Annotated in this window: 18 protein-coding genes, 1 other RNA gene and 2 pseudogenes; 5 read left to right on the top strand and 16 right to left on the bottom strand. The window is 46.6% G+C overall.

Annotated elements, in window-relative coordinates:
- Nucleotides 1–554: 554 nt before the first annotated feature.
- The 15 genes and pseudogenes from NG821_RS08505 to rnpB form a co-directional block, all read right to left on the bottom strand.
- Nucleotides 555–2,567, bottom strand: a complete 2,013-nt coding sequence (locus NG821_RS08505; protein WP_252761231.1) for an NAD(+) synthase — start codon at nucleotides 2,565–2,567, stop codon at nucleotides 555–557.
- 195 nt (nucleotides 2,568–2,762) lie between these two features.
- Entirely contained in the window at nucleotides 2,763–3,926 is a 1,164-nt protein-coding gene (locus tag NG821_RS08500) for a DUF2027 domain-containing protein (protein ID WP_252761230.1), read from the bottom strand.
- Nucleotides 3,927–4,084: 158 nt separating this feature from the next.
- Entirely contained in the window at nucleotides 4,085–5,359 is a 1,275-nt protein-coding gene (locus NG821_RS08495; protein ID WP_252761229.1) for an S-adenosylmethionine:tRNA ribosyltransferase-isomerase, read from the bottom strand.
- A 9-nt stretch (nucleotides 5,360–5,368) separates the two neighbouring features.
- Nucleotides 5,369–6,058: a phosphatase PAP2 family protein gene (locus NG821_RS08490; protein ID WP_252761228.1), complete on the bottom strand. Its 690-nt coding sequence runs from the start codon at nucleotides 6,056–6,058 to the stop codon at nucleotides 5,369–5,371.
- A 108-nt stretch (nucleotides 6,059–6,166) separates the two neighbouring features.
- A pseudogene (locus tag NG821_RS08485) lies at nucleotides 6,167–8,767 on the bottom strand (BatD family protein).
- 90 nt (nucleotides 8,768–8,857) lie between these two features.
- Nucleotides 8,858–9,598: a tetratricopeptide repeat protein gene (locus NG821_RS08480; protein WP_252761227.1), complete on the bottom strand. Its 741-nt coding sequence runs from the start codon at nucleotides 9,596–9,598 to the stop codon at nucleotides 8,858–8,860.
- Complete coding sequence (locus NG821_RS08475; RefSeq protein ID WP_252761226.1) at nucleotides 9,598–10,623, bottom strand: vWA domain-containing protein; 1,026 nt, start codon at nucleotides 10,621–10,623, stop codon at nucleotides 9,598–9,600. The genes NG821_RS08480 and NG821_RS08475 overlap by 1 nt, the downstream gene beginning before the upstream one ends.
- A gap of 31 nt (nucleotides 10,624–10,654) precedes the next feature.
- Nucleotides 10,655–11,653, bottom strand: a complete 999-nt coding sequence (locus NG821_RS08470; RefSeq protein ID WP_252761225.1) for a vWA domain-containing protein — start codon at nucleotides 11,651–11,653, stop codon at nucleotides 10,655–10,657.
- Between the two features lie 5 nt (nucleotides 11,654–11,658).
- Nucleotides 11,659–12,738 carry a BatD family protein gene (locus tag NG821_RS08465; protein ID WP_252761224.1) on the bottom strand — a complete coding sequence of 360 codons (1,080 nt, stop codon included), beginning with the start codon at nucleotides 12,736–12,738 and terminating at the stop codon, nucleotides 11,659–11,661.
- A gap of 29 nt (nucleotides 12,739–12,767) precedes the next feature.
- Nucleotides 12,768–13,670 carry a DUF58 domain-containing protein gene (locus NG821_RS08460; RefSeq protein WP_252761223.1) on the bottom strand — a complete coding sequence of 301 codons (903 nt, stop codon included), beginning with the start codon at nucleotides 13,668–13,670 and terminating at the stop codon, nucleotides 12,768–12,770.
- Between the two features lie 63 nt (nucleotides 13,671–13,733).
- The gene (locus NG821_RS08455) at nucleotides 13,734–14,729 is read right to left on the bottom strand and encodes an AAA family ATPase (RefSeq protein WP_252761222.1); all 996 of its coding nucleotides are present in this window, start codon (nucleotides 14,727–14,729) and stop codon (nucleotides 13,734–13,736) included.
- A 395-nt stretch (nucleotides 14,730–15,124) separates the two neighbouring features.
- Nucleotides 15,125–15,751: a 30S ribosomal protein S16 gene (locus NG821_RS08450; protein WP_252761221.1), complete on the bottom strand. Its 627-nt coding sequence runs from the start codon at nucleotides 15,749–15,751 to the stop codon at nucleotides 15,125–15,127.
- Between the two features lie 199 nt (nucleotides 15,752–15,950).
- Entirely contained in the window at nucleotides 15,951–16,367 is a 417-nt protein-coding gene (locus tag NG821_RS08445) for a YkvA family protein (protein WP_252761220.1), read from the bottom strand.
- Nucleotides 16,364–16,786: a hypothetical protein gene (locus tag NG821_RS08440; protein ID WP_252761219.1), complete on the bottom strand. Its 423-nt coding sequence runs from the start codon at nucleotides 16,784–16,786 to the stop codon at nucleotides 16,364–16,366. Before NG821_RS08440 ends, NG821_RS08445 begins: the two co-directional genes overlap by 4 nt.
- Nucleotides 16,787–16,813: 27 nt before the next feature.
- Nucleotides 16,814–17,204: RNase P RNA component class A (rnpB, locus tag NG821_RS08435), an RNA gene on the bottom strand.
- A gap of 439 nt (nucleotides 17,205–17,643) precedes the next feature.
- On the opposite strand from rnpB, the gene NG821_RS08430 reads away from it, so the two are divergent.
- From NG821_RS08430 to NG821_RS08410, 5 genes are all read left to right on the top strand, one after another.
- Nucleotides 17,644–19,065 (top strand): trypsin-like peptidase domain-containing protein, encoded by a 1,422-nt coding sequence (locus NG821_RS08430; protein ID WP_252761245.1) that lies wholly within the window; start codon nucleotides 17,644–17,646, stop codon nucleotides 19,063–19,065.
- 292 nt (nucleotides 19,066–19,357) lie between these two features.
- Nucleotides 19,358–19,957: a hypothetical protein gene (locus NG821_RS08425; protein WP_252761218.1), complete on the top strand. Its 600-nt coding sequence runs from the start codon at nucleotides 19,358–19,360 to the stop codon at nucleotides 19,955–19,957.
- Nucleotides 19,958–20,038: 81 nt separating this feature from the next.
- Nucleotides 20,039–20,941, top strand: coding sequence for a hypothetical protein (locus tag NG821_RS08420; RefSeq protein ID WP_252761217.1), 903 nt, complete (start codon nucleotides 20,039–20,041; stop codon nucleotides 20,939–20,941).
- A gap of 1 nt (nucleotide 20,942) precedes the next feature.
- Nucleotides 20,943–21,398, top strand: coding sequence for a S24/S26 family peptidase (locus NG821_RS08415; protein ID WP_252761216.1), 456 nt, complete (start codon nucleotides 20,943–20,945; stop codon nucleotides 21,396–21,398).
- Between the two features lie 65 nt (nucleotides 21,399–21,463).
- On the top strand, nucleotides 21,464–21,733 hold the full coding sequence (locus NG821_RS08410) for a PqqD family protein (protein ID WP_252761215.1): 270 nt from the start codon (nucleotides 21,464–21,466) through the stop codon (nucleotides 21,731–21,733).
- Nucleotides 21,734–21,742: 9 nt separating this feature from the next.
- On the opposite strand, the pseudogene NG821_RS08405 reads toward NG821_RS08410, so the two are convergent.
- A pseudogene (locus NG821_RS08405) lies at nucleotides 21,743–23,284 on the bottom strand (prolyl oligopeptidase family serine peptidase); the annotation flags it as partial.
- Nucleotides 23,285–23,413: the final 129 nt, after the last annotated feature.

The raw sequence follows: 23,413 nt of genomic DNA, 5'->3' as shown, positions 1-23,413 counted from the left end.
CAGCAATAGTCTCACAAATTTTCTATTTTAACGTGAGTTTGACTCATTCCACTCCAGATACGTCAATTTGTGTTCATCGGTGCTCAGCTCACCAGTGGTTATCAGGCCTTGGAAAAGACCTTTTTTCAGGAAGTGAAACAGGAAGATAAAGGTCTGTTATCCGAAACACTACGAGATGGTCATGGCATGAATCAGTAATGGGCAAGCTGCACAATACCTCCGGAAAAAGACCGGTGGGTTGTTTATCGAGACAGAGCGTCAACTTTACCGAGACTACAAAGTCGACATTCCCGAGACCACGAAGTGTAGATGTTTCACGGAACCGACCAAAGTCACTTCACCGAAGCATCCGCTGTGTTCTGTCAGAAAACTGTAATAGAATTGGTCCTTCATTTGCAAAGTCCTTACCCAAAGATCTATGGTAAAGGCACTTGAAGAACCTATTATTTTAAAAAAAATTGAAGTCCTGCTCGAACTCCTATAGACACATGAGGTTTCATCGGCCTCACATCTTCATAGGAGTTCAGTTATAGGCTTCAAGTCATTTGGATGCCTTACAGACTATCGACTTCCTCCAACCAGATATTGCTGGAGGCATCAGAAGGCATCCGCCAATCCCCACGGGGACTCAAACTGACACTTCCCACCTTAGGTCCGTCAGGAAGACAACTCCGCTTGAACTGTTGAGAGAAGAACCGGCGCAAGAACACTTTCAGCCATTTCTTGATCGTCGCCTCATCATAGCTCCCACCCAATTCTGCGCCTGAAACGGTCTTGTGCTCGACAGACTTGCCTTTAACTTGCTGATCGATAAAGGCTTTCTTGGCCAAAAGGAATATCTTTCCGGGGCGGAATCCGAAGCGGAGAAAATAATACAAGAAAAAGTCGTGCAACTCATAAGGTCCGACAAGATCTTCCGTCTTCTGTTTAATCTCCCCATTTTCGTCAGCAGGGATCAATTCCGGTGAAATCGGCGTATTGATGATATCCAGCAATGCCGTCTTGCTGGTCTCGTCATCAGAATGGTCCGCAATATGTCTCAAGAGAAACTGGATCAGGGTTTTCGGAACACCGCCATTGACACCATACATACTCATGTGGTCACCGTTATAGGTAGACCAGCCCAATGCCATTTCACTCAAGTCTCCCGTTCCAATCACCAACCCATCCATTTGATTGGCAAGGTCCATCAGAATCTGTGTCCGCTCACGTGCCTGACCATTCTCGTAGGTCACGTCATGGACGTTGATGTCATGGCCGATATCTTCAAAATGCTGGGTTACCGCTTTAGAGATATTGATCTCCTTCACTGTTACGCCCAAACTCTTCATCAATACCACAGCATTGTGATGTGTCCGGTCCGTCGTGCCGAATCCGGGCATCGTCACACCGATGATGTTCTTCCGATCCATCCCAAGTCTGTCGAAAGTCTTGACACAGACCAGTAAAGCCAACGTGGAGTCCAGTCCTCCGCTGATTCCCAGGACAACGGTTTTCACATGCGTATGCACGACTCTCTTGGCAAGCCCCGAGACCTGGATATTCAGTATCTCTTCGCAAGAGCTGTTCCGATCTTCCTCTTTCGGAATAAACGGGTGCGAGTCTACAGTCCGCTCCAACACGAAATCACGCTCCCTATCAGGTGAGGCCGCAACAATATGGTGAAGTGCCAATCCGGACTCCTGCATGGCGTATTTGATGTTGCACTGCGCATTGACATAAGTAGAATTGCAACGCCTTTCTGTCTGCAATTTCTCTATATCTATCTGGGAGATCTCCAACTGACTGTTCAGCGAGAAACGCTCGGATTCTGCCAGCAAATGCCCATTCTCGTAAATGAGGGCATTTCCGCCATAGACGACATCCTGCGTACTCTCACCGAAACCGCAGGAACTGTAAATATAACCAGTCATAGTCCGTGCGCTCTGATTGGAGAGCAGGCTCTTCAGATAGGCATGCTTGCCGCTCAGTTCGTCACTGGCAGAAAGATTGAAGATCAACTGAGCCCCAGCCAAGGCGAGACCGTTGCTCGGAGGAGTCGGAGCCCATACATCTTCACAGATCTCTACTCCGAAGGTCGCTCCGGTAGACGTCGTGAACAACTGGAGGTCAGGGGTGATCAGAACTTTATGGCCTGCAAAGCGAATCTCCGTCTGTTTCACGTCCTGGGCAGAAGCGAACCACCTCTTCTCATAAAACTCACTGTATTCCGGAAGATAAGTTTTGGGGACCAATCCCAAGAGTTTGCCCTTTTGGATCACTGCGGCACAGTTTAACAGCAGATCTCCTACCACCACAGGAAGTCCTACGATGGCGATGATATCCAGTTGTCGGGTGACGTTCAGCAGCATCATCAAGGAATTTTCCGCGGCATCAAGCAGCAACTGCTGATGGAAAAGATCCTGGCAAGAATATCCAGTTATGGACAGTTCCGGAAATACGATAATCTCCACTCCCATTCCTTCAGCCTGCACGATGATGCTTTCTATCTGCTGATTGTTAAATCTCACATCGCCGACCTTCACAGAAGGGACAGCGCTTGCTACTTTAATGAAACCATACTCCATAACTTATATTTTTTTGACGCAAGTATCTCGTTATTAGTCTTTATCCAGTTTGCTGTTGTCAGATTCCAGTTGTTCACTTTCCATAAGACGCCCGTCCGCCGGTTTTTGTTATTAGTTTTAAATGGACTGAGGAAATCGGACAGCAATGCCTGGACACCCTGTCTTTCATTCCTAGTGTTTTAATAGGGTTTGCAATCAATGGATCGTTACCTGAGTCGCACCATAGCCATACTCCTGGAAAGAAGCATCCTGATAGGTACATCCCTTATACCGGTAATCGAGTTCGTGAATCAAAGCCTGACGCAGAACGCCTTCACCTTTACCATGGATGAAAACGATCTTCTTGCCCTTTTTACTCAAGTTCTCATTCATGATCTTCTTGAAGTAGTCCAGTTGATAATGCAGAATATCTATCGCTCCCATTCCTGCCGTCGTTTCGAGTAAGGCAGAAGCATGGAGATCTACGACCAGAGGTTCGTCTTTTTTCTCTCCGGGTTTCTTGCTTTTCTGAGGAGCCGACGAGGTCTTATCCAACGTTTTCTGATGATAGAGTTCTGCCTTCAACTTGTCCGGATCCAAATGCATGGGGTGACTGACGACATCATTTTCTATCAGAGGAAAGAGCAGAGCCCGCTGATCAAAAAAATCATTATCTTCAAAAGCACTCTGCTTGCAGAATTTCACCGCATCGACATGCAACTGAGCCTCTACCGGTGTCTTCCACAAGAAAGGCCGGTCTTCCTTATAGGCCAACATCTGCAGAGCGACACGACCGAGTTGTCCGATCTCCATCAAGGTATATTTCTCGACAAAGAGTTTGGTATTCGGCTCCAGTTCGCCCTTCTGCTTCAGCGTCCAGGCATTCCCCTCTGCGTGAAGGTAAGTATACTGGATACTGTAGTTACTGTCATTGATGATATACAGGTCATAAACCGTGTCAGGCACAGCCTGAAGATCTTCGGGGACGAAAGCCAGACTGACGGACAAATGGTCTCCCCCCTGCCGTTCTACAGCAGGAGTTTTGAAGGTCACCTCCTTGTCAGCAGGATCATCCTCAGGTTCTTGTTCTTTCCCGTCCACATGACCGTCATCGGCATTCAGTATAGCCTTGATGCTTTTCCGGTCATCTTTCAGTTCGGTCTTGGCATGCGCTTCGGTTTTCTCCTTGGCATCCATTTTCTCGGAGATCATCTTGCCCATGCTATAGTCATCAGTTGAAATGACGACCACGTCATGGATAGGAGTCGGGATCTGAAAGCCGTCCTCATCCTCTACCAAAACGATATCCTTGCCTTGAAAACCGGCTACTTTACCACCGCCGGTTTCTGACAAGAACCTTACTCTATCACCTATTTTCATATTTCTATCCTTAAATGATCAATATATAAAACCCATTGTCAAACTGCAAAGAAACATACAGATGAAAGGGTCTCTTAAATTCAGTATACAGTCCGAACTTCTACACGTTTTCCAACATTGATACCATTCCGCCGTGACTGTATCCTGAAACTTTCTTATTATGGAATCAAAAGACAAGCATCACCATAACTCAGGAACTTAAAGTCATGTCCCAATGCATACTTGTACACTTTCTTCCAATCACCATGCAGGAAAGCGCTGACCAAAAGCAGCAACGTACTTTCAGGTTGATGGAAATTGGTGATCAGGAGTTTGACAAACTTATACGTATATCCCGGAGCTATGAACAGTGCCGTACTCGAAGACAGGACATCCAATCCGTTCCTATCAAGATAAGCCAAGATATTCCGGACCGACTGCTCGGGCGTGATTCCCTCTGCGAGTCCTCCGTCCCTGCCATTGTCATAAGGATCCCATTGATTCACATGCAGATCCTCCTCACTCGCATCCGGATGGGTCTGCAGATACACGCCCATATAATAAAGGCTCTCAAGGGTACGCACAGACGTGGTGCCGACAGCTATACACTGGCACTGGTGTTCCAGAAGGCGCTCAAAGGTATGGCGGTGCACAACGATATATTCTGAATGCATCTCATGACCTTCTATCTCCTCCGTTTTCACAGGTTTGAATGTACCGGCGCCAACGTGCAGCGTCACCTCATCGCGGACGATGCCCATCTTGTCTATATTCTCCAACACCCGATCCGTAAAATGAAGTCCTGCGGTAGGCGCAGCCACACTGCCGTTGACCTTAGAATAGACAGTCTGATAATCCGTCTTGTCACTTTCCTCAGTAGAGCGGTTCAGATACGGCGGTATAGGGAGTTCCCCGACCTGTTCCAGAATATCGGAGAAATTGATCTGCTTCGCATCCCAGTCAAAGTTGACCCAATAGTTTGTCCCGCCCGTATGGTCAGTCATCTTCTTCTGCTCGGCACTCAATTCATCTCCCCTGAGCATCGTTGCCTTCAACGTAAACTGTTGGCCTTTGATCTCGAAATTCCGGGTCAGAGAACCCTCTTTCCATTTCTTCAAGTTTCCTACCATACAAAGCCAGGAGCAGTGGCCGGTGGTCTGGAATATGCGTTCATAATCAGAAGGGGCAGCAGGTTCCATCAGGAATACCTCAATCAAAGCCCCGGTCTCTTTACGGAAATGCATCCGCGCCTGGATGACCCTGGTATTGTTGAAAACCATCAGAGCACCTTTAGGAAGGTAACTTGTGATGTTATAGAATATATCCTCACTCACTTCGCCTTTCCGGTAAAGGAGGAGTTTGGAATGGTCTCTTTGAGGATTAGGATGTTCAGCTATTTTATCTTCAGGTAAATCATAATTGAAATCAGCAATTCGAATGTGTTTAGTATCCATAATTTTTTATTAATAATTTGATATAATCCCCCTGAAAAGGGTATATACCAACGTAAAAGCCAGTACAGTCATCACGACGTCTATATCACTATGGTCATAACCAGTTTTCGTGTACTGGGATGATATATAATTCAGTTTGGGAGAAATCTTGTAATACATTCTGCGGTACAGCAGATACACCAGGAAACCAGCCAAGGCCCCGAAGGCCCATCCTACGAGGACGTCACTCGGATAGTGCAAGCCCAGATAGAGACGCGTCCAGCCGTTGAGCAGTGCCCATAAGACCAGAGTGACGCTGAGCATCCGACTCCTGATCAGAAAACAGAAAAAGACGGCTACCCCCATCGTGTTCGCAGCGTGAGCAGAAAAGAAACTGAATCCGGCAGCTCTATATCCCTGGACGACGTCGAAAGTATATTTCCACTGCGGATCATTGGAAGGGCGGCATCGCGCGACAAGAGGCTTGACGATTCCCCCGTCTATACCGCTCGTCAACAAGATACACAAAGCGACACACCCGATCACGAGCATGATCTGTGCCATCGTCTCATTGTTTTTCAACACAAGATAGAACAGCACGACATACAAAGGTATCCACGTAAGGCCTGAGGTGAAAGCCATCACCAATCCATCTAAAAATTGAGACTGACTCCCATTAAAGAAATGGAGTATGATCCTGTCTAATTCTATAAGTTCCAATTTATTCCTCCGTTAAGACCTTAATAATTTTTGATAAGACATTATCTATTGCTATACGATTTCTTTCATTCCGCCATGAAGCAACTTCTGCCCCGACATGGCGGTGTGTCATATGCCCTCTATCTGATTTGTCCGCAGCCAGCCTTCACGGCCATCAGCGAGTTTGACACCTCTCCACTGTTTCATGGTCTTGTCTGTGATTTCCACACGAGTACCCTCATGGATGACAAAAGCCTCACTGCTGTTGGGGGCAGGTGTCTTCTTTACAGATATAGAAGGTGCGATGACTATGGCTCCCGTGCGATGGACCAAAGCCGACTTCTGCTGAAAGGCAAAGAGGTTACATAGCAGGAAAGCGACAACGGTGACGCAAGCGCCATAAAAACCGACTTTCCGCCATGTCAAGTTCTGACCGAAGAGATAGACCAGCACCAGGATGAGAGACAGGAGCAAGGAGCCGATGGCAATATAAGCCCAATGGTCCACGCTCGTAAAATTGACGAGGTCTTTATACCAAGTGACGAAGAATAATTCGCTTTGGGGAATGATCTTGTCTATCGTCTTATTCCGGGCAAATTCGAGATTGAATCGGATATCTTTGTCTCCAGGCTGAATCAGATGGGCTCTTTCGTAAGCCAGGACAGCCTGCGGGATATTGTCGCTACGGTAATAGGCATTTCCCAGATTATAATAGAGGGGGGCACTGACCCCATCTCTCAAGAGTTGCTGATAATCCTTGATTGCCTGCTGATAGTTCCCTTTGGAATACTCTGCATCCGCATTAGCTTTTGTAAGCGCCGAAACATTCAGACCGAAAACCAGCAAAAGCAAACAGAGGAAAACGAATCGTAATTTCTTCATAATTTATCTGTTTACGGAATTCCTTTTTCCTTTTTTCATCACATCTTCGATGTTCATAATGGCAGTCATCGCACTGTCAAACGTCTTCTCCATATTCCCCTTGGGATCTCCCGGAGCATAACGTTCGAATTCACATTCATCCAGAGCACCGACAAATTTCTCGACCGTCTCATCGTCTACCTGATGAGTCTCCAGATTATCCTGGATATTCTCACGGGTAAGTTGCTCGACCGGCATATTCAGTTTATCACTGATATATCCCCATAAGGCCCTGAGTACTTCGTCATAAAACTCCGCCTGCCTGCCTTTGATCATCAGCAAACTTGCTTTCCGGAGTCTTCTCTTGGCAACCTTGTTTGCCTTCTTGCCTCTCATCTTCACGAGGTCAGCCATTTCGGCCGCACGCTTTCTGAATACGACCAGCAAGGCGACAAAGGCAGCTACCAAAAGGATCAGGAGCAGGAGATAACCCGTACTTCCAAAGAAGAAGTGGTCGACCTGATGCAGAGAACTGTCACCGAGTTTCAGAGGATGAATATCATTATCCTTCAAACTTGCATAATCAGATTCCCCTTCACTGCCATCACCTTTTCCGACATTCAGTTCAAAAGGCTGAGTCCGAATCGTCTTATAGGCATTGGCGGCCACATCATAATAGATCATCTTGACTGCCGGGATCATATACTTACCCTGATGGCGTGGAACAGCAAGAAAATCGTAGATCATATTGCCTTCCACCCCATTGGCTGTCAGTTTGGTCTTGTCAGTTACCTTAGGATCATATTTGTCAAAGCCCCGCGGGAAAGTAATCACCGGTTGCTTGATCAATTTCAGGTTACCTATGCCCCCGACGACAACACGTATCGTAATCGGATCACCCGCCTTGACCTCTTTCTTGTTCAGTTGGGCTGAAATATTGAACCGGCCAACACCACCTGAAAAACCTGCAGGGGCAGGCGGCAGCGGATCGACATGGATCATCATGCCCGGGGCGATGATATTCTTCTTGACATCCACATAATCCGACCCGCCATTGAAAAAGGCTTCAAAAGGATCTACGTTCCTATTGGCTTCTTCCACGATACCCTTAAAGGTAATACTCGGTATTTTCAGGTCGCCGGTCATCTGTGGATACATCACGTACTGGCTCCACGTCACACAGCGATAAGGTTTGCCGTTGATCCGCTCAATATGGAAAGTCTTCTGCTGTGGAAGCTGCACCTCCTGAGTATGGAACCCGTTCAGATCGGGCATCTTGCCTTCCAATTGAGTCAAATTGACTGTAGTATAAACTTTGTAAGTCAGGAGTACAGGCTCTTGCTCATGCACTCTCCTCTTACTTGCCGTGACCCTGATAAACAGTTCATTCCCGGATATGCGTGCACCGGCATTACTCGTCTGCGAAGCCCCCATAGGCCCCCCTTGCATGTTAGGTGCACCACCGTTTGACTGTGCACGCCCTGACACCCGGATATGAGCAGCTGCCGAAGCAATGCGTCTCCCGTTGACCACTGCGTGGGCTCCGGGGATCGTATAGCGACCGCCCTTTCCGGCATAAAGCGTATACGTATAGGTAATGGACGATGAACTGCTGGTATGGCCGTTCACCATCGTAAAACTGGATTGTGATGAAGCATAAGGTCCGGCAACGACTTCCAGTCCTTCAGGAACATTACCACCACGAAATTCTGACACATCCTGAGTATTCACCGTATAAGCTATACGGAAATTCTCTCCCACAGCTACATGTGAAGGGGCGGAAACAGATATCCTCTGTGCCCTTATCGGCAGCATATAGCTCAAGACGAGGAATAAACTTAGAAACAGATATGTATAGAAACGCCTCATATAATTATCCTTGTATTTCGTTCGATCAATCGCTGACGAAGCAGAAAGGACACTTTGCATAAGTGTAAAGATGTCCCGAGAGATCTCCATTTACCAGTTGTCTTCCAATTGCTTCCGTGAAGGCTGAACCATATTTTTCTGAAGCTTTGCCTTGGTAGCCTGCTCCTGCTGCACAGCTGCATTCAAGAGCTGCTCTGCATTCTGCTTGCTCATCCGAGGTTGATTAGGATTCTGCTGGTTTTTGTTCTGATTCTGATTCTGGTTCTGGTTCTTATTCTGATTTTTATTTTGGTCCTGCTTATTTTTGTTTTGTTTGTTCTTATTATTATTCTTCTGGTTTTTGTTCTGATTCTGATTTTTGTTCTTCGGCGGGTTCTTCAGCAATTTCTGACACAGAGCGAGGTTATACCGGGTCTGGTCATCAGAGGGATTATTCCTCAACGCCTCTTCATAGAAAGGTATGGCCTGACCATATTGACGGTGGTTTTCAGATATGACACCCGAGTTATGATAATTCCAGGCTTTCCTCACCGTTCCCTTCTCCATCTGACCTGCCTTCATAAACTGCTGGACAGCCAGCGAGTCTTTCCGCTGCATCATCAAGGCGCATCCCAGATTATAGACGGCCTGTGCGTTATCCCCGTCAACAGCTATCGCTTTCCGGTACATCGTCTCTGCAGCGGTCCACTGGTGCTCATGATAGAGTTGATTACCCTTCCGGATAAAGGCTCTGTCTGCACGCGGTTTCATATCAGGAATAGCCATCACCAGGCAGAAAACAGCCAGTAACAGAACTATCCCGAGGATGATATATCTTATGTACTGTCTCATTATTTCTTCCTAAATATTTTTACCTTTTTGAACAACGGATTCCTAGCCTCCGAAATGCACACCTCCAGAATGAGGAGAACGAGAACGATCACACCCACCATTTGAAACTGTTCATTATAGGTACTATATACAACTGACTCAGAATCACCGTGCTGCAATTTCGAAAGTTCGTCATTGAGCCGGTCCTCCACATCGCCAGTATTGTCTACATGGATATAAGTCCCGTCGCCAGCCTGAGCGATCTCCTGCGCCATTTGCTGATTGAGGCCTGTCATCACCGTGTTCCCCTGACGGTCTTTCATGTAAGAGCCGTTACCAAGAGGGATGGGAACCTTTTTGCCGGAGCCTACTCCCAACACAAACACGTTGATGCCTGCCTTGTGTGCAGCCTTCGCCGCATCATCTGCACCGCCTTCATGATCCTCCCCGTCTGTAATGACAATGATAGCCTTGCCCGATTGGTCATCTTCCTGGGAAAAACTGTGCATCGCCAGATTGATTGCCTCAGAAATATTTGTCCCCTGAGTTTGGATCAACCCCGGTTCAATATCATCGAGGAACATCTTGGCGGATACATAGTCTGTCGTGATCGGCAGTTGGACATAAGCTTCTCCGGCGAACACGATAAGTCCGATCTTGTCGTTATTGAATTTATCCACCAGATTTTCTATCAGCATTTTGCTTCGGTCCAGACGTGAAGGTTCCACATCCTGAGCCAGCATGGAATTGGAGATATCCAGACAGATAATCGTCTGAATCCCCTTCCGCTTGTCATTGGATACCTTTGCTCCCATCTGAGGGCGGGCGACCATGACAATCAACAGAGCCACAGCTGCCATCAGAAGCCAGAATTTCAAACCCGGACGAAATCTGGACACATCCGGCATCAGTTGCTTCACAAGAGTTTTCTCTCCAAACTTCCGCAACTTACTACGACGCTGACGCCATCCCACTAACCGGATTAACACCAGAATGGGAATAACTATCAATGCCCACAGATATATAGGATCCTCAAATCTAAACATTTCTGAATATTTCAAGCATTTCTAACGTCCATCAGGGGATGCGGCGGAACCACGTCAACCTGAGGAATATCTCAAGAAGCAAAAAACAAAGTGCAGCTAAGGCAAATGGCTGATAGGCTTCATACCGCTTTGCGAAATGCTGGACATTCATCTTCGACTTCTCCAGTTGGTCTATATCATGATAAATCGTTCTCAACTGAGCGTTATTGGTAGCCCGGTAGAAATTGCCCCCTGTCACACTCGCTATGGAGCTAAGCGTATGGGAGTCGACTTCTGCAGGGAGGTTGATATACTGTGTCGTCCCTGCGACCTGCACCGGATAAGGAGCCACAGTATTCGTCCCTACTCCTACCGTATAAACGCGTATGCCCAGGCTCTTGGCGATCTGGGCTGCTGTCATAGGAGAGATGTCTCCCATATTACTTGAACCGTCCGTCAACAGAATGACAACCTTGCTCTTTGCCTTGGAATTCTGCAGACGGGAAACGGCATTTGCCAATCCCATGCCCAACGCTGTACCATCATCGATCAGACCCTTAGCAGCAATGTCCGTGCGGACATTGTGAAGGAGAGCCAGCAAACTGGCATGGTCTGTTGTCATCGGGCATTGGGTGAACGCTTCACCTGCAAAGATGGTCAGTCCGATATTGTCATTCGGTCTACTGGCAATGAATTCTTCCGCCACTTGTTTGGCTGCCTCTATACGATTCGGCTTCAAATCTTCTGCCAGCATACTCGTAGAGACATCCATGCCCAACATGATGTCTATGCCTTCTACGGTCTTGTTGTTCCACGCATTATGAGTCTGAGGGCGGGCAAGTGCAACGATGACCAGTATGAAAGTGATGCACCTCAACAGCATGGGCAAATGCATCAGGCGCATACGAAGACTCTTCGGCGCATACTCGTAAGCACGGGTATCGCTCATCCTCATCGTAGGCTCACTCTTCTTTCTGTACAGAAAATACCATAGTATATAAGGTATCAGTAACAGAAGAAGCAGAAAATATCCTTTGTTTGCAAACTCCATATCTATTAAATTAGCTTCACTGCCTGCACGATCACATAGGCAAAGAGTACCACGATAACGATTCCGCTCACCAGCAAGGCGATCTTGATATTCCGACGCGCTTCACGCGTCTTCTGATCCGAGGCTGTCAGTGTCGGTGGGACCTTCTCCACAGCAGGAACTTCATCAGTTTTCGTCTCATCAATAAACTTGATGGCGTTGACAAGGTTCTTGTCGTTCTCGTCTATATAGGTCTCATATTTAGCAAACTTCACCAAATCAGCTGTCTGGAAAAGTTCTGTAAGTTCAGTTATCATTTCCTGATCGCCGGTTTCACGCAACTGGTCAATGATGTCGGAACTGGTCATTTCCTTGGCACGGAACCCAAACCGATTTTGTATATATTCTCTTAAAGCATCCGTCAGTTGAGTGTAATAGACCTTTTCGCCTTCGGCACTCTCAACACGCTCATGCTTGATCTTCTGAATCTTCCCAAGGGCCTTCTCATGGGCCGGAACCCTTTTCAATATCCGGAAATGAACCATGATAGGTTTGTTTTCCTTGAGTCTGACATAGCAATAGAAGAAGAAGCCGCACAGCAGCAGCATCAGCATGCTACACCAAAAGACCGGACTCCACTCTCCCCATTCGAAGATATTGTTCTGAACATCTTTCGGAGGATAGAATTTATCCGGATGAAGGGTATCCACCGGCACAGTCAGGACTTTCAAGGCCAATTGACTACCGGGGTGCTTAGCACCGTTTACCTTCACATTCAGAGCAGGAATCGGATAAAGTTTCTGATGAAAGGACGTCAGCGTATAAGTCCGCTGCAACTGCACCATACCGTTGTCGAGGTCAGTTGTATCCCCATCGCTCCAGGAAAGGACTTCCACTCCCGGCGTGATCATCTGCGATCTCTTGAACACCGGCATATCGGCCTTTTGCCCTTTCTTCAAAGAGACGGTCAGTTGAAGGTGTGCCTGTTGACCGATCAGAATCTGCATATGATCGATCTTCTGGACAACCTGGACCTGAGACCAGCCTGATATGATGGAGAAAAAGGAAAAGATTCCTATCAAAAGCTTTCTGATGAGCTGATTCATGCTATAACTTCTACTTATTAAATCATCCGTCATGAGCGTCGCTTGAACAGGAGGAGCAGAGACCTCGTGAAATCTTCATCTGTCGCAATACTCGTCCAGTCAACACGGCTCTTTGCAAAGATTTCCTTGAGCCAGTTTTCACGTTCCAGCCAATAGCGGGTATGTGCTCTGCGGAGGCTCTTCGAACTGGTGTCGACATACATCTCATGCCCAGTCTCAGCGTCTCTCATTTTGACCAGTCCCACATCAGGCAAACGTTTGGCACGGGGATCATACACTTGAATGGCCACAACATCATGTTTATGATTAGCGATCTTCAAGGTATGTCCCAGCAAACTCTCTTCCTGCCCGTCTATCCTGACAGTACGGTCACGGTCATAGAAATCACTGATCAGAAAGGCGGTACACCTCCTCCTCTGGACACGAGTCAGATACTCCACAGCTTGTGAAACATCCGTCTTTTCACTCTGAGGATGAAAATCCAACAGTTCGCGAATAATCAGAAGGATGTGTTTCCGCCCCTTCTTGGGCGGGATGTATTTTTCTATCCTGTCGCTGAAGAAGATGACTCCTATCTTGTCATTGTTCTGAATGGCGCTGAAAGCCAGGGTCGCAGCGATCTCCGTCTCCATGTCACGCTTGGTCTGCCTCACGGTTCCGAAATCGAGGGAACCGCTGACATCCACAAGGAGCATGACCGTCAATTCCCGCTCTTCCTCAAAAACTTTGATATAGGGACGATGGAAACGGGCAGTCACATTCCAGTCAATGTCACGGACATCATCTCCGAACTGATATTCCCTCACTTCAGAGAAAGACATTCCACGACCTTTAAAGGCGGAATGGTATTGCCCGGCAAAGATATTCTGACTCAATCCACGGGTCTTTATCTCTACCTTTCTGACTTTCTTTAAGATCTCTTGCGTGTCCATATCTGGTTCTCCAACAACTCATGCTCTGCGACAGCGGAAGGCATCCTTCCTCTGCTGGATAAATCAAGGCACTTCAACCTTGTTGATAATTTTACTGACAATTTCTTCTGAAGTGACATTAGCAGCCTCAGCCTCATAGCTCAAGCCGATACGATGCCGCATGACATCGTGAACGACTGCACGTACATCTTCCGGAATCACATAGCCACGGTGATGGATAAAGGCATACGCCCGTCCTGCCCTTGCCAGAGCAATACTGGCACGAGGACTGCCGCCAAAATTGATCATGTCCTTCAATTCCGGCATCCCATAACGATCAGGATAACGACTTGCGAATACAATCTCAGCAATATATTGTTCGATCTTCTCGTCGATATAGACCTCATTGACAACTTCCCGAGCCTTTAGAATTTCATCAGCATTGACAACCGGGGAGACGACAGGCATACTACCGGACAAATTCTCACGGATAATCTGCTTCTCTTCTTCCAAAGAAGGGTAATCAATGACGACTTTCAGCATGAAACGGTCTACCTGTGCCTCGGGCAACTGGTAAGTCCCTTCCTGCTCTATAGGGTTCTGTGTAGCCATCACCATAAACGGATCAGGCAACTTGAACGTTTGCTCGCCTATCGTGACCTGATGCTCCTGCATGGCCTCAAGCAATGCGCTCTGCACTTTTGCAGGTGCACGGTTGATTTCATCAGCGAGGACGAAATTAGCAAACACCGGTCCTTTCTTCACCTTGAAGGTCTCATCCTTCTGAGAGTAAATCAAGGTACCGATAACGTCAGCAGGCAGTAAATCCGGAGTAAACTGGATTCTGCTGTAATGAGCATCGATTAACCGTGAAAGAGTTTTGATAGCCAAGGTTTTGGCTAATCCGGGGACACCTTCGAGCAGGATATGTCCATCACTCAGCAACACGATGAGCAAGGAATTGATCAGATGCTTTTGCCCAACAATCACTTTATTCATGCCCGTCGTCAAGTCAGTGACAAACCGGCTTTGCTGTTCTATCCGTGCATTTAACTCACGGATATCTATAGATTCAGCCATAACAATCAGTTTTTTATGTTAATTCCAAAATCTCACCGCAAAAATACTGAAATTCATAGAGAGGAGCGAAAACTTGTATGTAAAATATATTAAAAATACTTCTTAAAGCCTATAATTTAAGAAACTTTTAAGACACTTTTGAGAACAAATAGAAGAATGAGGAAACCATCTCCAGTAACCTAAAATCCTTTCAAATCGGCTGTCCGACAATCTGTCACTACGCCTGAAGGGGCTATCAGCAGATCCTATCGTCTCATGATGCCATCGTTATTCCTCGAATGAAGGTATTAAATCAAGCTAGTAAGTTCGGAAAAATAGTATATTTCCGGAATGTTCTCAGCAAAAAAAAGAGTTGAGACCATTGTCTCAACTCCACTTTTAGTCGTTAGTATCAATCATGCTTCAGGCTTAGCAGCTTCCTTTGCTGGAGCGGCTGCTTCTTTAGCAGGAGCAGCTTCCTGAGCGGGAGCTTCAGCTGGTTTTGCTTCTGCAGTCTCCTTAGGAGCCTTAGCAGCTTCTTCTGCAGCTTTCTTAGCTTCTGCCTCTGCCTTTGCTTTCGCTACAGCAGCTTTCTTGTCAGCTACCTTCTTAGCGATTGTCTCATTCATTTTCTTCTCAGCCTCTAAGGCTTTGGACTTTGCTTCAGTCTTGGCTTTCGTTTCTTCATTAACGGTAGCCTCGATCTTCTGCTCTTTGGCTGCTTTCCAAGCCTCGAAGCGTTTCTGAGCCTCAGCTTCATCGAAAGCACCCTTCTTCACACCACCATGAAGGTGTTTCATCAAATAAACACCCTCACCTTTGAGAATGTTGCGAACTGTATCGGAAGGTTGTGCTCCAACCTCAACCCAATAGAGTGCACGGTCGAAATTCAAATTCAGAGTTGAAGGATTTGTGTTTGGATTAAACAGTCCGATCTTCTCTGTGAATTTACCATCTCTAGGTGATCTTGAATCAGCGATGACAATGCTGTAAATAGGATAACCTTTGTGGCCGCCACGCTGTAATCTGATTCTTGTTGCCATTTTTACTTTAAAATTTTAATTAGGTTTGAATCTATGCTGTCAACTCGTGACAGCGGCAGCAAAGGTACAAATAAAACTTGATTATCTTTTCATGGATCACGAAAAACTCACACAGTTAATAAAGATTAACTGTTTGTTCTCTCAATATGATCGCCTAATAAGAGGAGTCAATGGACTCCTCTCAGCGCCAGACTACTGCTCATACAGGATCTCCGGAATGGTCATCAGAAAACAATTCATCGGCAGCCTTTGCTTCGTCTTCGTCAAACCACGTAGCCAACTTGTCATGAGCTTTTTTCTTGACATCATCCGGCACCTCACCCCATATCTTATGCAAGACATAGATCAGGACTGCAAGATCGTCGCCAAGTCCCGCAATGGGAATCGCATCAGGAATGGCATCCAGCGGACTGATCAGATAGCCTAAGGCACCGAGGATGATCACCTTATCCTTGACCGGCACTTGTTTACTTTCCAAAGTATAGAACAACACCAACGCAGCATACACTAATTTGGCGCCCGATCGCTTGGCTATACGGGAGATTTTCTCTATAAAACCACGCTTCGTAAAAGCGTCCTTATACTTCATGAAATCAGGTAATTGTGGCATATTCATGGCTTGTAATTTAATACATCATCAATAAAATGATCAATGTCAGGATTGGACAAGCGCTTGACCTTCATCCGGATCAGCAGTTTAACCGCAGTTTTCACCACTAAGGCAAGGACGATGCCCATTGCCAGGAAGACGAAAAAGGTCCAATGTCCAAAAGGATAACTCTGTTCAGGAATAGCGGACAAGACAATTATCGGCAATACTATCAGTACCCCCGCCACTGTAAGTTGGGTCTGTTCACTTCCCCCACTATCTAAAGCAGCTTGTTTATCAAAAAGATAGTCATCCAGCATCTTTTTTGTGATTTTGTAATCTTCCATTTTCGGGAAACGGTAATCAGAGCCAAACTCCTTGATCTTATCAGTCACCTGGTGTTCAAAATCTTTCGAACTCTGCCTGTCAAGCGTTTTCAACAGCATAACAATCTGCTCTAAGTTAACATTTAAAAAAGCAGTGTTCCTGTAAGCCGGGTTCCGTCATATCTTACGATACCTCCTGCCATCTATCTAGGACTCCGGTCACCCGAAGCCTCAAGCATTCTACCCTCCGTAGAGATCCGAAGATCATCGGGCGGGCAACCCTCAAACTACGGTATACATGAATTTGCAGCTCCCCGTAGACACAGCCTGACGATCACCCGTCAGCTGGTAGTCTCTTACACTACCTTCTCACCCTTACCCGACAAGATCCGACGAATCGAATGAGTTTCGGGCGGTTATTTTCTTCTGTCGACACCTACTGTCACCAATAGCTTCTAGTTTCAGAAGCGGGATGCCCTGCGCTGCCCGGACTTTCCTCTCGCATCCTAAGATGCCAGCGGCAGAGTCGGAACACTGCTTTATGATTTGCAAAGATATAACAAAAGTTGAGAGAAGGCAACTTTTAGGATAAGTTTTTTCTCAAGTTACAAAAATAGGTATGTCCCCCGAGGTGTCATTCCGCATCATTCTCCCTCGGTCTCCTGACAATCCGAAGCCTTGATGACAGAAATGGCATCAAAATCGACACGCCACCACCCTCTAACGTTTTAAGAAATGTAAATCTGTACCTATTCATATTTAAGAGCCGTTAATGTGTTAAATTTAAGTGTTAAAGTGGGATAAAGAAAACCGACATTTTGACACTCTATGCTTTTTTGCGCTTATATTTGCAGTCGGAAATGAGAACGACAAGCAAAGGACTTGTCCAGACACTAAAAAGAATAATGATTATATCAAACATAAGCAACATGGAAAAATTAAGTAAAAATGTCATTGCAGGACTTTTTCTGGCAGCTATGACCCTCGGCTATAGCGGAATCCAAGCCAGTGCAGCTCCAGCAGTAACTATCGCCGGCCAACCTGTAGACCTAACCTATGCTGCGGCCAAGGCCGTACCCGCAGTAGTTCATATCAGGTACGTCAAAAATTCAAAAACGGAAACTGTCGACATGCAAGACAATCCGTTCGGCTTTTTCGACGATCCTTTTGGATTTTTCGGCAACCCTAACGATGGCGGCGGAAAACATAAAGAGCGTATTCAGACCCCTAAGCAAGAAGCCACAGGTTCCGGTGTCATCATCTCTTCCGATGGCTATATCGTCACCAATAACCATGTCGTAAATGGTGCTGACGAACTCACCGTCACGCTGAATGACAACAGAGAGTTCTCTGCCCGCATCATCGGTACAGACCCGACGACAGACCTGGCATTGATCAAAATCAACGGCAAGAACCTCTCTACTCTCCCTATAGGCAACAGTGATGATTTGAAAGTCGGAGAATGGGTACTTGCCGTAGGCAACCCCTACAATCTGAGTTCCACTGTCACCGCCGGTATTGTCAGTGCCAAGGCACGTTCACTGGGAGGTGATGCTGAAGGCCCCCAGATCTCGAGTTTCATCCAAACTGATGCAGCCATCAACCCCGGCAACTCCGGAGGTGCGCTTGTCAACACGAAAGGAGAACTCGTCGGCATCAATGCGATGCTGTACTCTCAGACCGGTTCTTTCACAGGCTACGGATTTGCCATTCCTACCAACATCATGCAGAAAGTGGTAGATGACCTGAAGAAATACGGCAGTGTACAGAGAGCATGGCTGGGCATCAAAGGCGGCGATGTCATCAACTACATCAATGCCCAGAAAGACAAAGGAAAAGATGTTGATCTCGGCACGACCCAAGGTGTATACGTTGACGAAGTCGAAGACAATGGCGCCGGAGCTGCAGCAGGCCTGCAGAAAGGGGATGTCATTACAGGCATCGACGGCAAGAAGATCAATAAGATCTCCGAACTTCAACAGGTGATCAACTCCAAGAAACCGGGAGACAAGATCTCGATTTCCTTCCTGCGCAACAAACGCACGATTACCAAGAACGTTTCCCTGAAGAATGCCCAAGGCACGACAAGTGTCATCAAACCAGCCGATCTGGATGTATTAGGCGGCAACTTCAGACCTATTACACCTACCCAGAAGAAACAGATGGGCATCAGTTACGGTATACAAGTCATCAAGACAGAAAACGGTGCTTTCAAGAGTGCCGGCATCTCCCGCGGCTTCATCATACAGAAAGTCAATGACGTAGAGATGAAGACCATTGATGATCTGCAGAAAGCCGTCAAGACAGCTTCCACCAGCAGTGATCCCGTGCTCTATATTCAAGGTGTCTGGCCAACAGGCAAGAAGGCATACTTCGCTGTACCGTTGGATAAAGATTAACTATCAGTTTTCAGAAAGACAACAACGCAAGTCGCTGATTAAAGACTGATTTGTGTTAAAAATCAAAGATAGTAGGTATTCGAATAAAATACCTACTATTTTTTTTGTCCATGAAGTAGAATTTCCGTATTTTTGCATACCAATGATTATTGAGACCTTCGCCTCAGGTTAAAGCATGTGGTACACTATCATCTCCACAGGTCATATCTTGAAACTGAGATGAATTTTCTGAGGTATCATGTACTTGATAAACAAGAATTTTATACCCTTTTTATACAGGCTATATTTCAACATGGAAAAAATAAAGACATTGCTACTGAGTTTGACAGCCCTTATCGCTTTCGCCTCAAGTGCAAACGCAAAAAACGTCATAAAGCCCACCTATCTGTTTGGATTCGCGGCTTCTTTCAACGATTCAACTGTCTATTTTACAGATGTCCAAGAAGTGGATTCAGCCTGGATAAGTTCGAAAAACAAGTTTCTGTTTGGCAGGGACAACTATTCTTATCAACTGAAGAATTATTTAGCCTCAATCGGGCAGTCCGACCGTACTTGTCTGGTAGAGTATTCGACAACAAAGAAGGGCATTGAAAAGAAATACGAGAAATTGATGGGCAAATATCTGCCTAAGAAGAAAAAAGGTTCACCGGTCGAATTCGAGATCAAGCACCTGACAGTTTCAGATTTCCGCTTCAAGGCTATACAGCCTACGGTAGAGGAAATGGAAGAAAAGCCAGAGGAGAAACCCAAGCAGAGAAGCAAGAGAACGATGCAACAAGGAGGACCGCAAGGCGGAGAGCATGCCCATCGGATGCATAGAGGACAAGGTGGTCCGATTTCTCCAGACAACGGACAGAATCCTGAAGAAATGCCTGCCGGCCCTGAAGAGTAGCCCGCAGACGACCTTACTATAAAAACCATGAATCCTGTATGACTTAACTCTACCATTATCAGGGAGAGAGTAAGGATACAGGTGAAACATATCAGTATAACCATGAACAGCATTCTGACCTTCAGAATTGCGGATTTGCCATTGCAGATCCTATCAGACTATCCCAAGAGAACGATCCTACAACTCTTGCCATCCTTCGCACCGTTTGAAACAGACAACGTTGACGTCCAACCCTTATTCCAATTGGCAATAGGCAAGAAAACGCCTCACCTCAACACTGAATTTATCCATACCTTTGACACAGGAAATGGCTATATAAGCGTAGCCCGTATTGACCGTTCAGGGTATCTTTTTGACATTCAGGATACTCATCATCATCCTTGCTGCCAACTCCATACAGACACCACCATCACACATTGCAAGTGCGCCCTGAACGGAAACCTCCACGCCGAGAGTTTCGGACTTAACACCGCACTTATGCTCTGTTTTGCGTTTGCCTCAAGCAAGCGCAAGACACTCCTCATCCACGCTTCTGCCGTCAGGAATCAAGGTCGCGGCTATGCCTTCATCGCAAAGAGCGGCACAGGCAAAAGCACACACGCCGCTTACTGGTTGAAAAACATCAGAGACTGTGATCTCCTGAATGATGACAACCCCGTCATACGCATTATCAGCGGGGAACCTTATATCTTCGGAAGTCCCTGGAGCGGAAAGACACCATGCTACAGAAATATCAAAGTCAGATTAGGAGCCATTGCACATATTGAGCGGGCTGCATCAAATGCCATCCGGCAATACGCTCCCGCGGAAGCGTTTGCTGCTTTTCTGCCGTCCTGCTCAACCATGAAATGGGACAAAGCCATTTACAATTCCGCCTGCAATACCATAGCCGAAATCATCCGGTCTACAGACCTCTACAACTTGTGCTGCCGTCCGGACGATTCAGCTGCACAAATAGCGTATCAGACAATTAGAAAAAGATAGAATGAAGGTCCCCAATTCTGTTCTTATACCGGAAATCATCAGTGCATTGGCAAAAGGGCACACGGTCACTATAGAACTGAAAGGATTCAGTATGCGGCCGTTCCTCGAGAGCGATAGAGACCGCGTACTCGTGAGTCGGCCGGACCATATCGCCAAAGGAGACATTGTCCTCGCAGAAATACAGCCCCGTCACTATGTTTTGCATCGTATTGTCAAGATCAACCCTCAGGAGATTATCCTTCGCGGTGACGGCAATCTTCATACAGAGCATTGTAAACTCCAGGACATCAAAGGGAAGGCAAGGGCATTTTACCGCAAAGGACGAGAAACACCAGACTTGACAAGCGGGTGGAAATGGAAATTCTATTCCAAGACATGGTGCACTCTGCTGCCGATACGGAGATACGTCCTTGCAGCCTACAGAAGAGTTTGGATTCCGCTCTTCGGACCGGTATAAATGACTTTCAGAATTGAGACAAATAATTTGAAAGATTGATATCAATAACTTTAATCACCTTAGCCATGCATATCAAGAAAGGATTTGAGCTCCACGAAATCTGTGGAGAAAGTGTCATCATTGCAGAAGGAGAAGAAAACATAGACTTCAATAACGTCATTCAGATGAATGCCAGTTCAGCCCTCCTTTGGAAAAAGGTCAAAGACGAGGAATTTGTACCGGCAGATTTGGCACACCTCCTCCTCAGCAATTATGAAATTGACCCGAACACCGCTTTCCGCGATGCTCAGGAAATTGCCGGTGAATGGAAGAGCGCAGGTATAGTGGAAGATTAGGAACGAAGACTATTTCTTCAGATGCTCAATGAACCATTCAGAGATCTGACGGAAAAGATGATTCCGCGTGTTTCCGCCGAAGATACTATGATTGCGGTTCGTATAATAGTTTTCCTTGAAATCCTTATCAGCCTGAATCAAAGCCTCCGCATATTCAAATGTATTCTGAGGATGGACATTATCATCAGCTGTGCCGTGGCAAATCAGAAGAGCGCCATGCAATTTAGAGGCACGTTCGATAGGATTAGTGGCATATCCGTCAGGGTTCTCCTTCGGAGTCCTCATATACCGTTCGGTATAGATCGTATCATAGAACTTCCAGTTTGTCGGAGGTGCTACAGCCACCCCTGCCTTGAAGACAGGCCGGCCTTCGCTCATACTCATCAGCGTATTGAAGCCGCCGAAACTCCATCCCCAGATGCCGATGCGGTCCTTGTCAACATAAGGCAGACTCCCCAAATACAAGGCCGTCTCAACCTGATCTTTTGACTCGAGGTCACCGATTTTCAGATAAGTGCATTTTTCGAAGTCAGCACCCCTGCCGCCAGTTCCCCTGCCGTCTACACAGGCCACGATAAATCCCTGTTGTGCGAAGTACATATCCAAGGCACCACCCTGTCCCATACTTCCCGTCGACCAGGAATTCAAGACCTGTTGGTCACCAGGACCGGAATATTGGAACATGATGACAGGATATTGCCGAGACGGATCAAAGTTAGCCGGTTTGACCATCCAGCCATCCAGTTTGACACCTTCTGAAGTGGTGAAAGTAAAAGTATCTTTCTTGACCCAACCGTAATCCTTGACCTTCTCCTGAAGCGCCTTGTTATCCTCAAGCACGCGGAGGACCTTCCCCTGAAGATCCCTCACCGTATAGACATAAGGATGATTATAATCACTCCAGATATTGATAAAATAGTGGAAATCAGCCGAAAAACCGGCAGCATTCACACCCTCCTGATTCGTCAGTCGCCGCACCTTCCCATCAGCGCCGGCGACATAGATCTGCCGGTCATGGGCATTCAGAGCATCAGCCTGAAAATAGACATTACCGGTAGCCTCATCATAACCATAGAGAGCAGTGACATCGTACTTCCCTTTATCCACCTGCCGGATCAGTTTTCCATTCATATCATAGAGGTACAGATGCATGAAACCGTCCCTGTCGCTGGGCATCAAGATTGTCCGCTTGTTGATCAAGATAGCCCCCATAACCTCCTCCTTCACGTACTTAGGAACACTTTCCTCCAAAAGGTGATTGCATTCCCCTGTAAAAGGATTGATACGATAAAGTTCCAGATGGTCCTGATGCCTGTTCATCGTATAAGCGATCACGGCACTCTTGTCAGAAGTCGACTTGATACGAGGAATGTAACCGTCAGAGTCCAGAGGCAACTTCAGGTTCTGCGTAGTCTTGGCCGACAGGTCATAACTCCAAAGAGAGACTTTTGCATTCTCCTGCCCGGCCTTAGGGTATTTATAGGTATAAGTACCCGGATAGTCAGCAAACTCCTTTTTCTCCGGTTCCAGGCCTTTAAAGAGTTGGAGGGTATTGAAGTGAACCCCGAAAGTTAGACAATTAACTTTCGGGGTTTATTATGTCTATCAAGAAAAAAAACAAACATGACTATTCGGCACGACTGCATTATATGCAGCTACTGGAAGCGGGTTATACAATTA

The organism is Segatella cerevisiae (assembly GCF_024054555.1).
GTDB classification, from domain to species: Bacteria; Bacteroidota; Bacteroidia; order Bacteroidales; family Bacteroidaceae; genus Prevotella; species Prevotella cerevisiae.
Note: the sequence above shows the minus strand (reverse complement) of the source record. Positions and strands in the feature narration are given on the sequence as shown.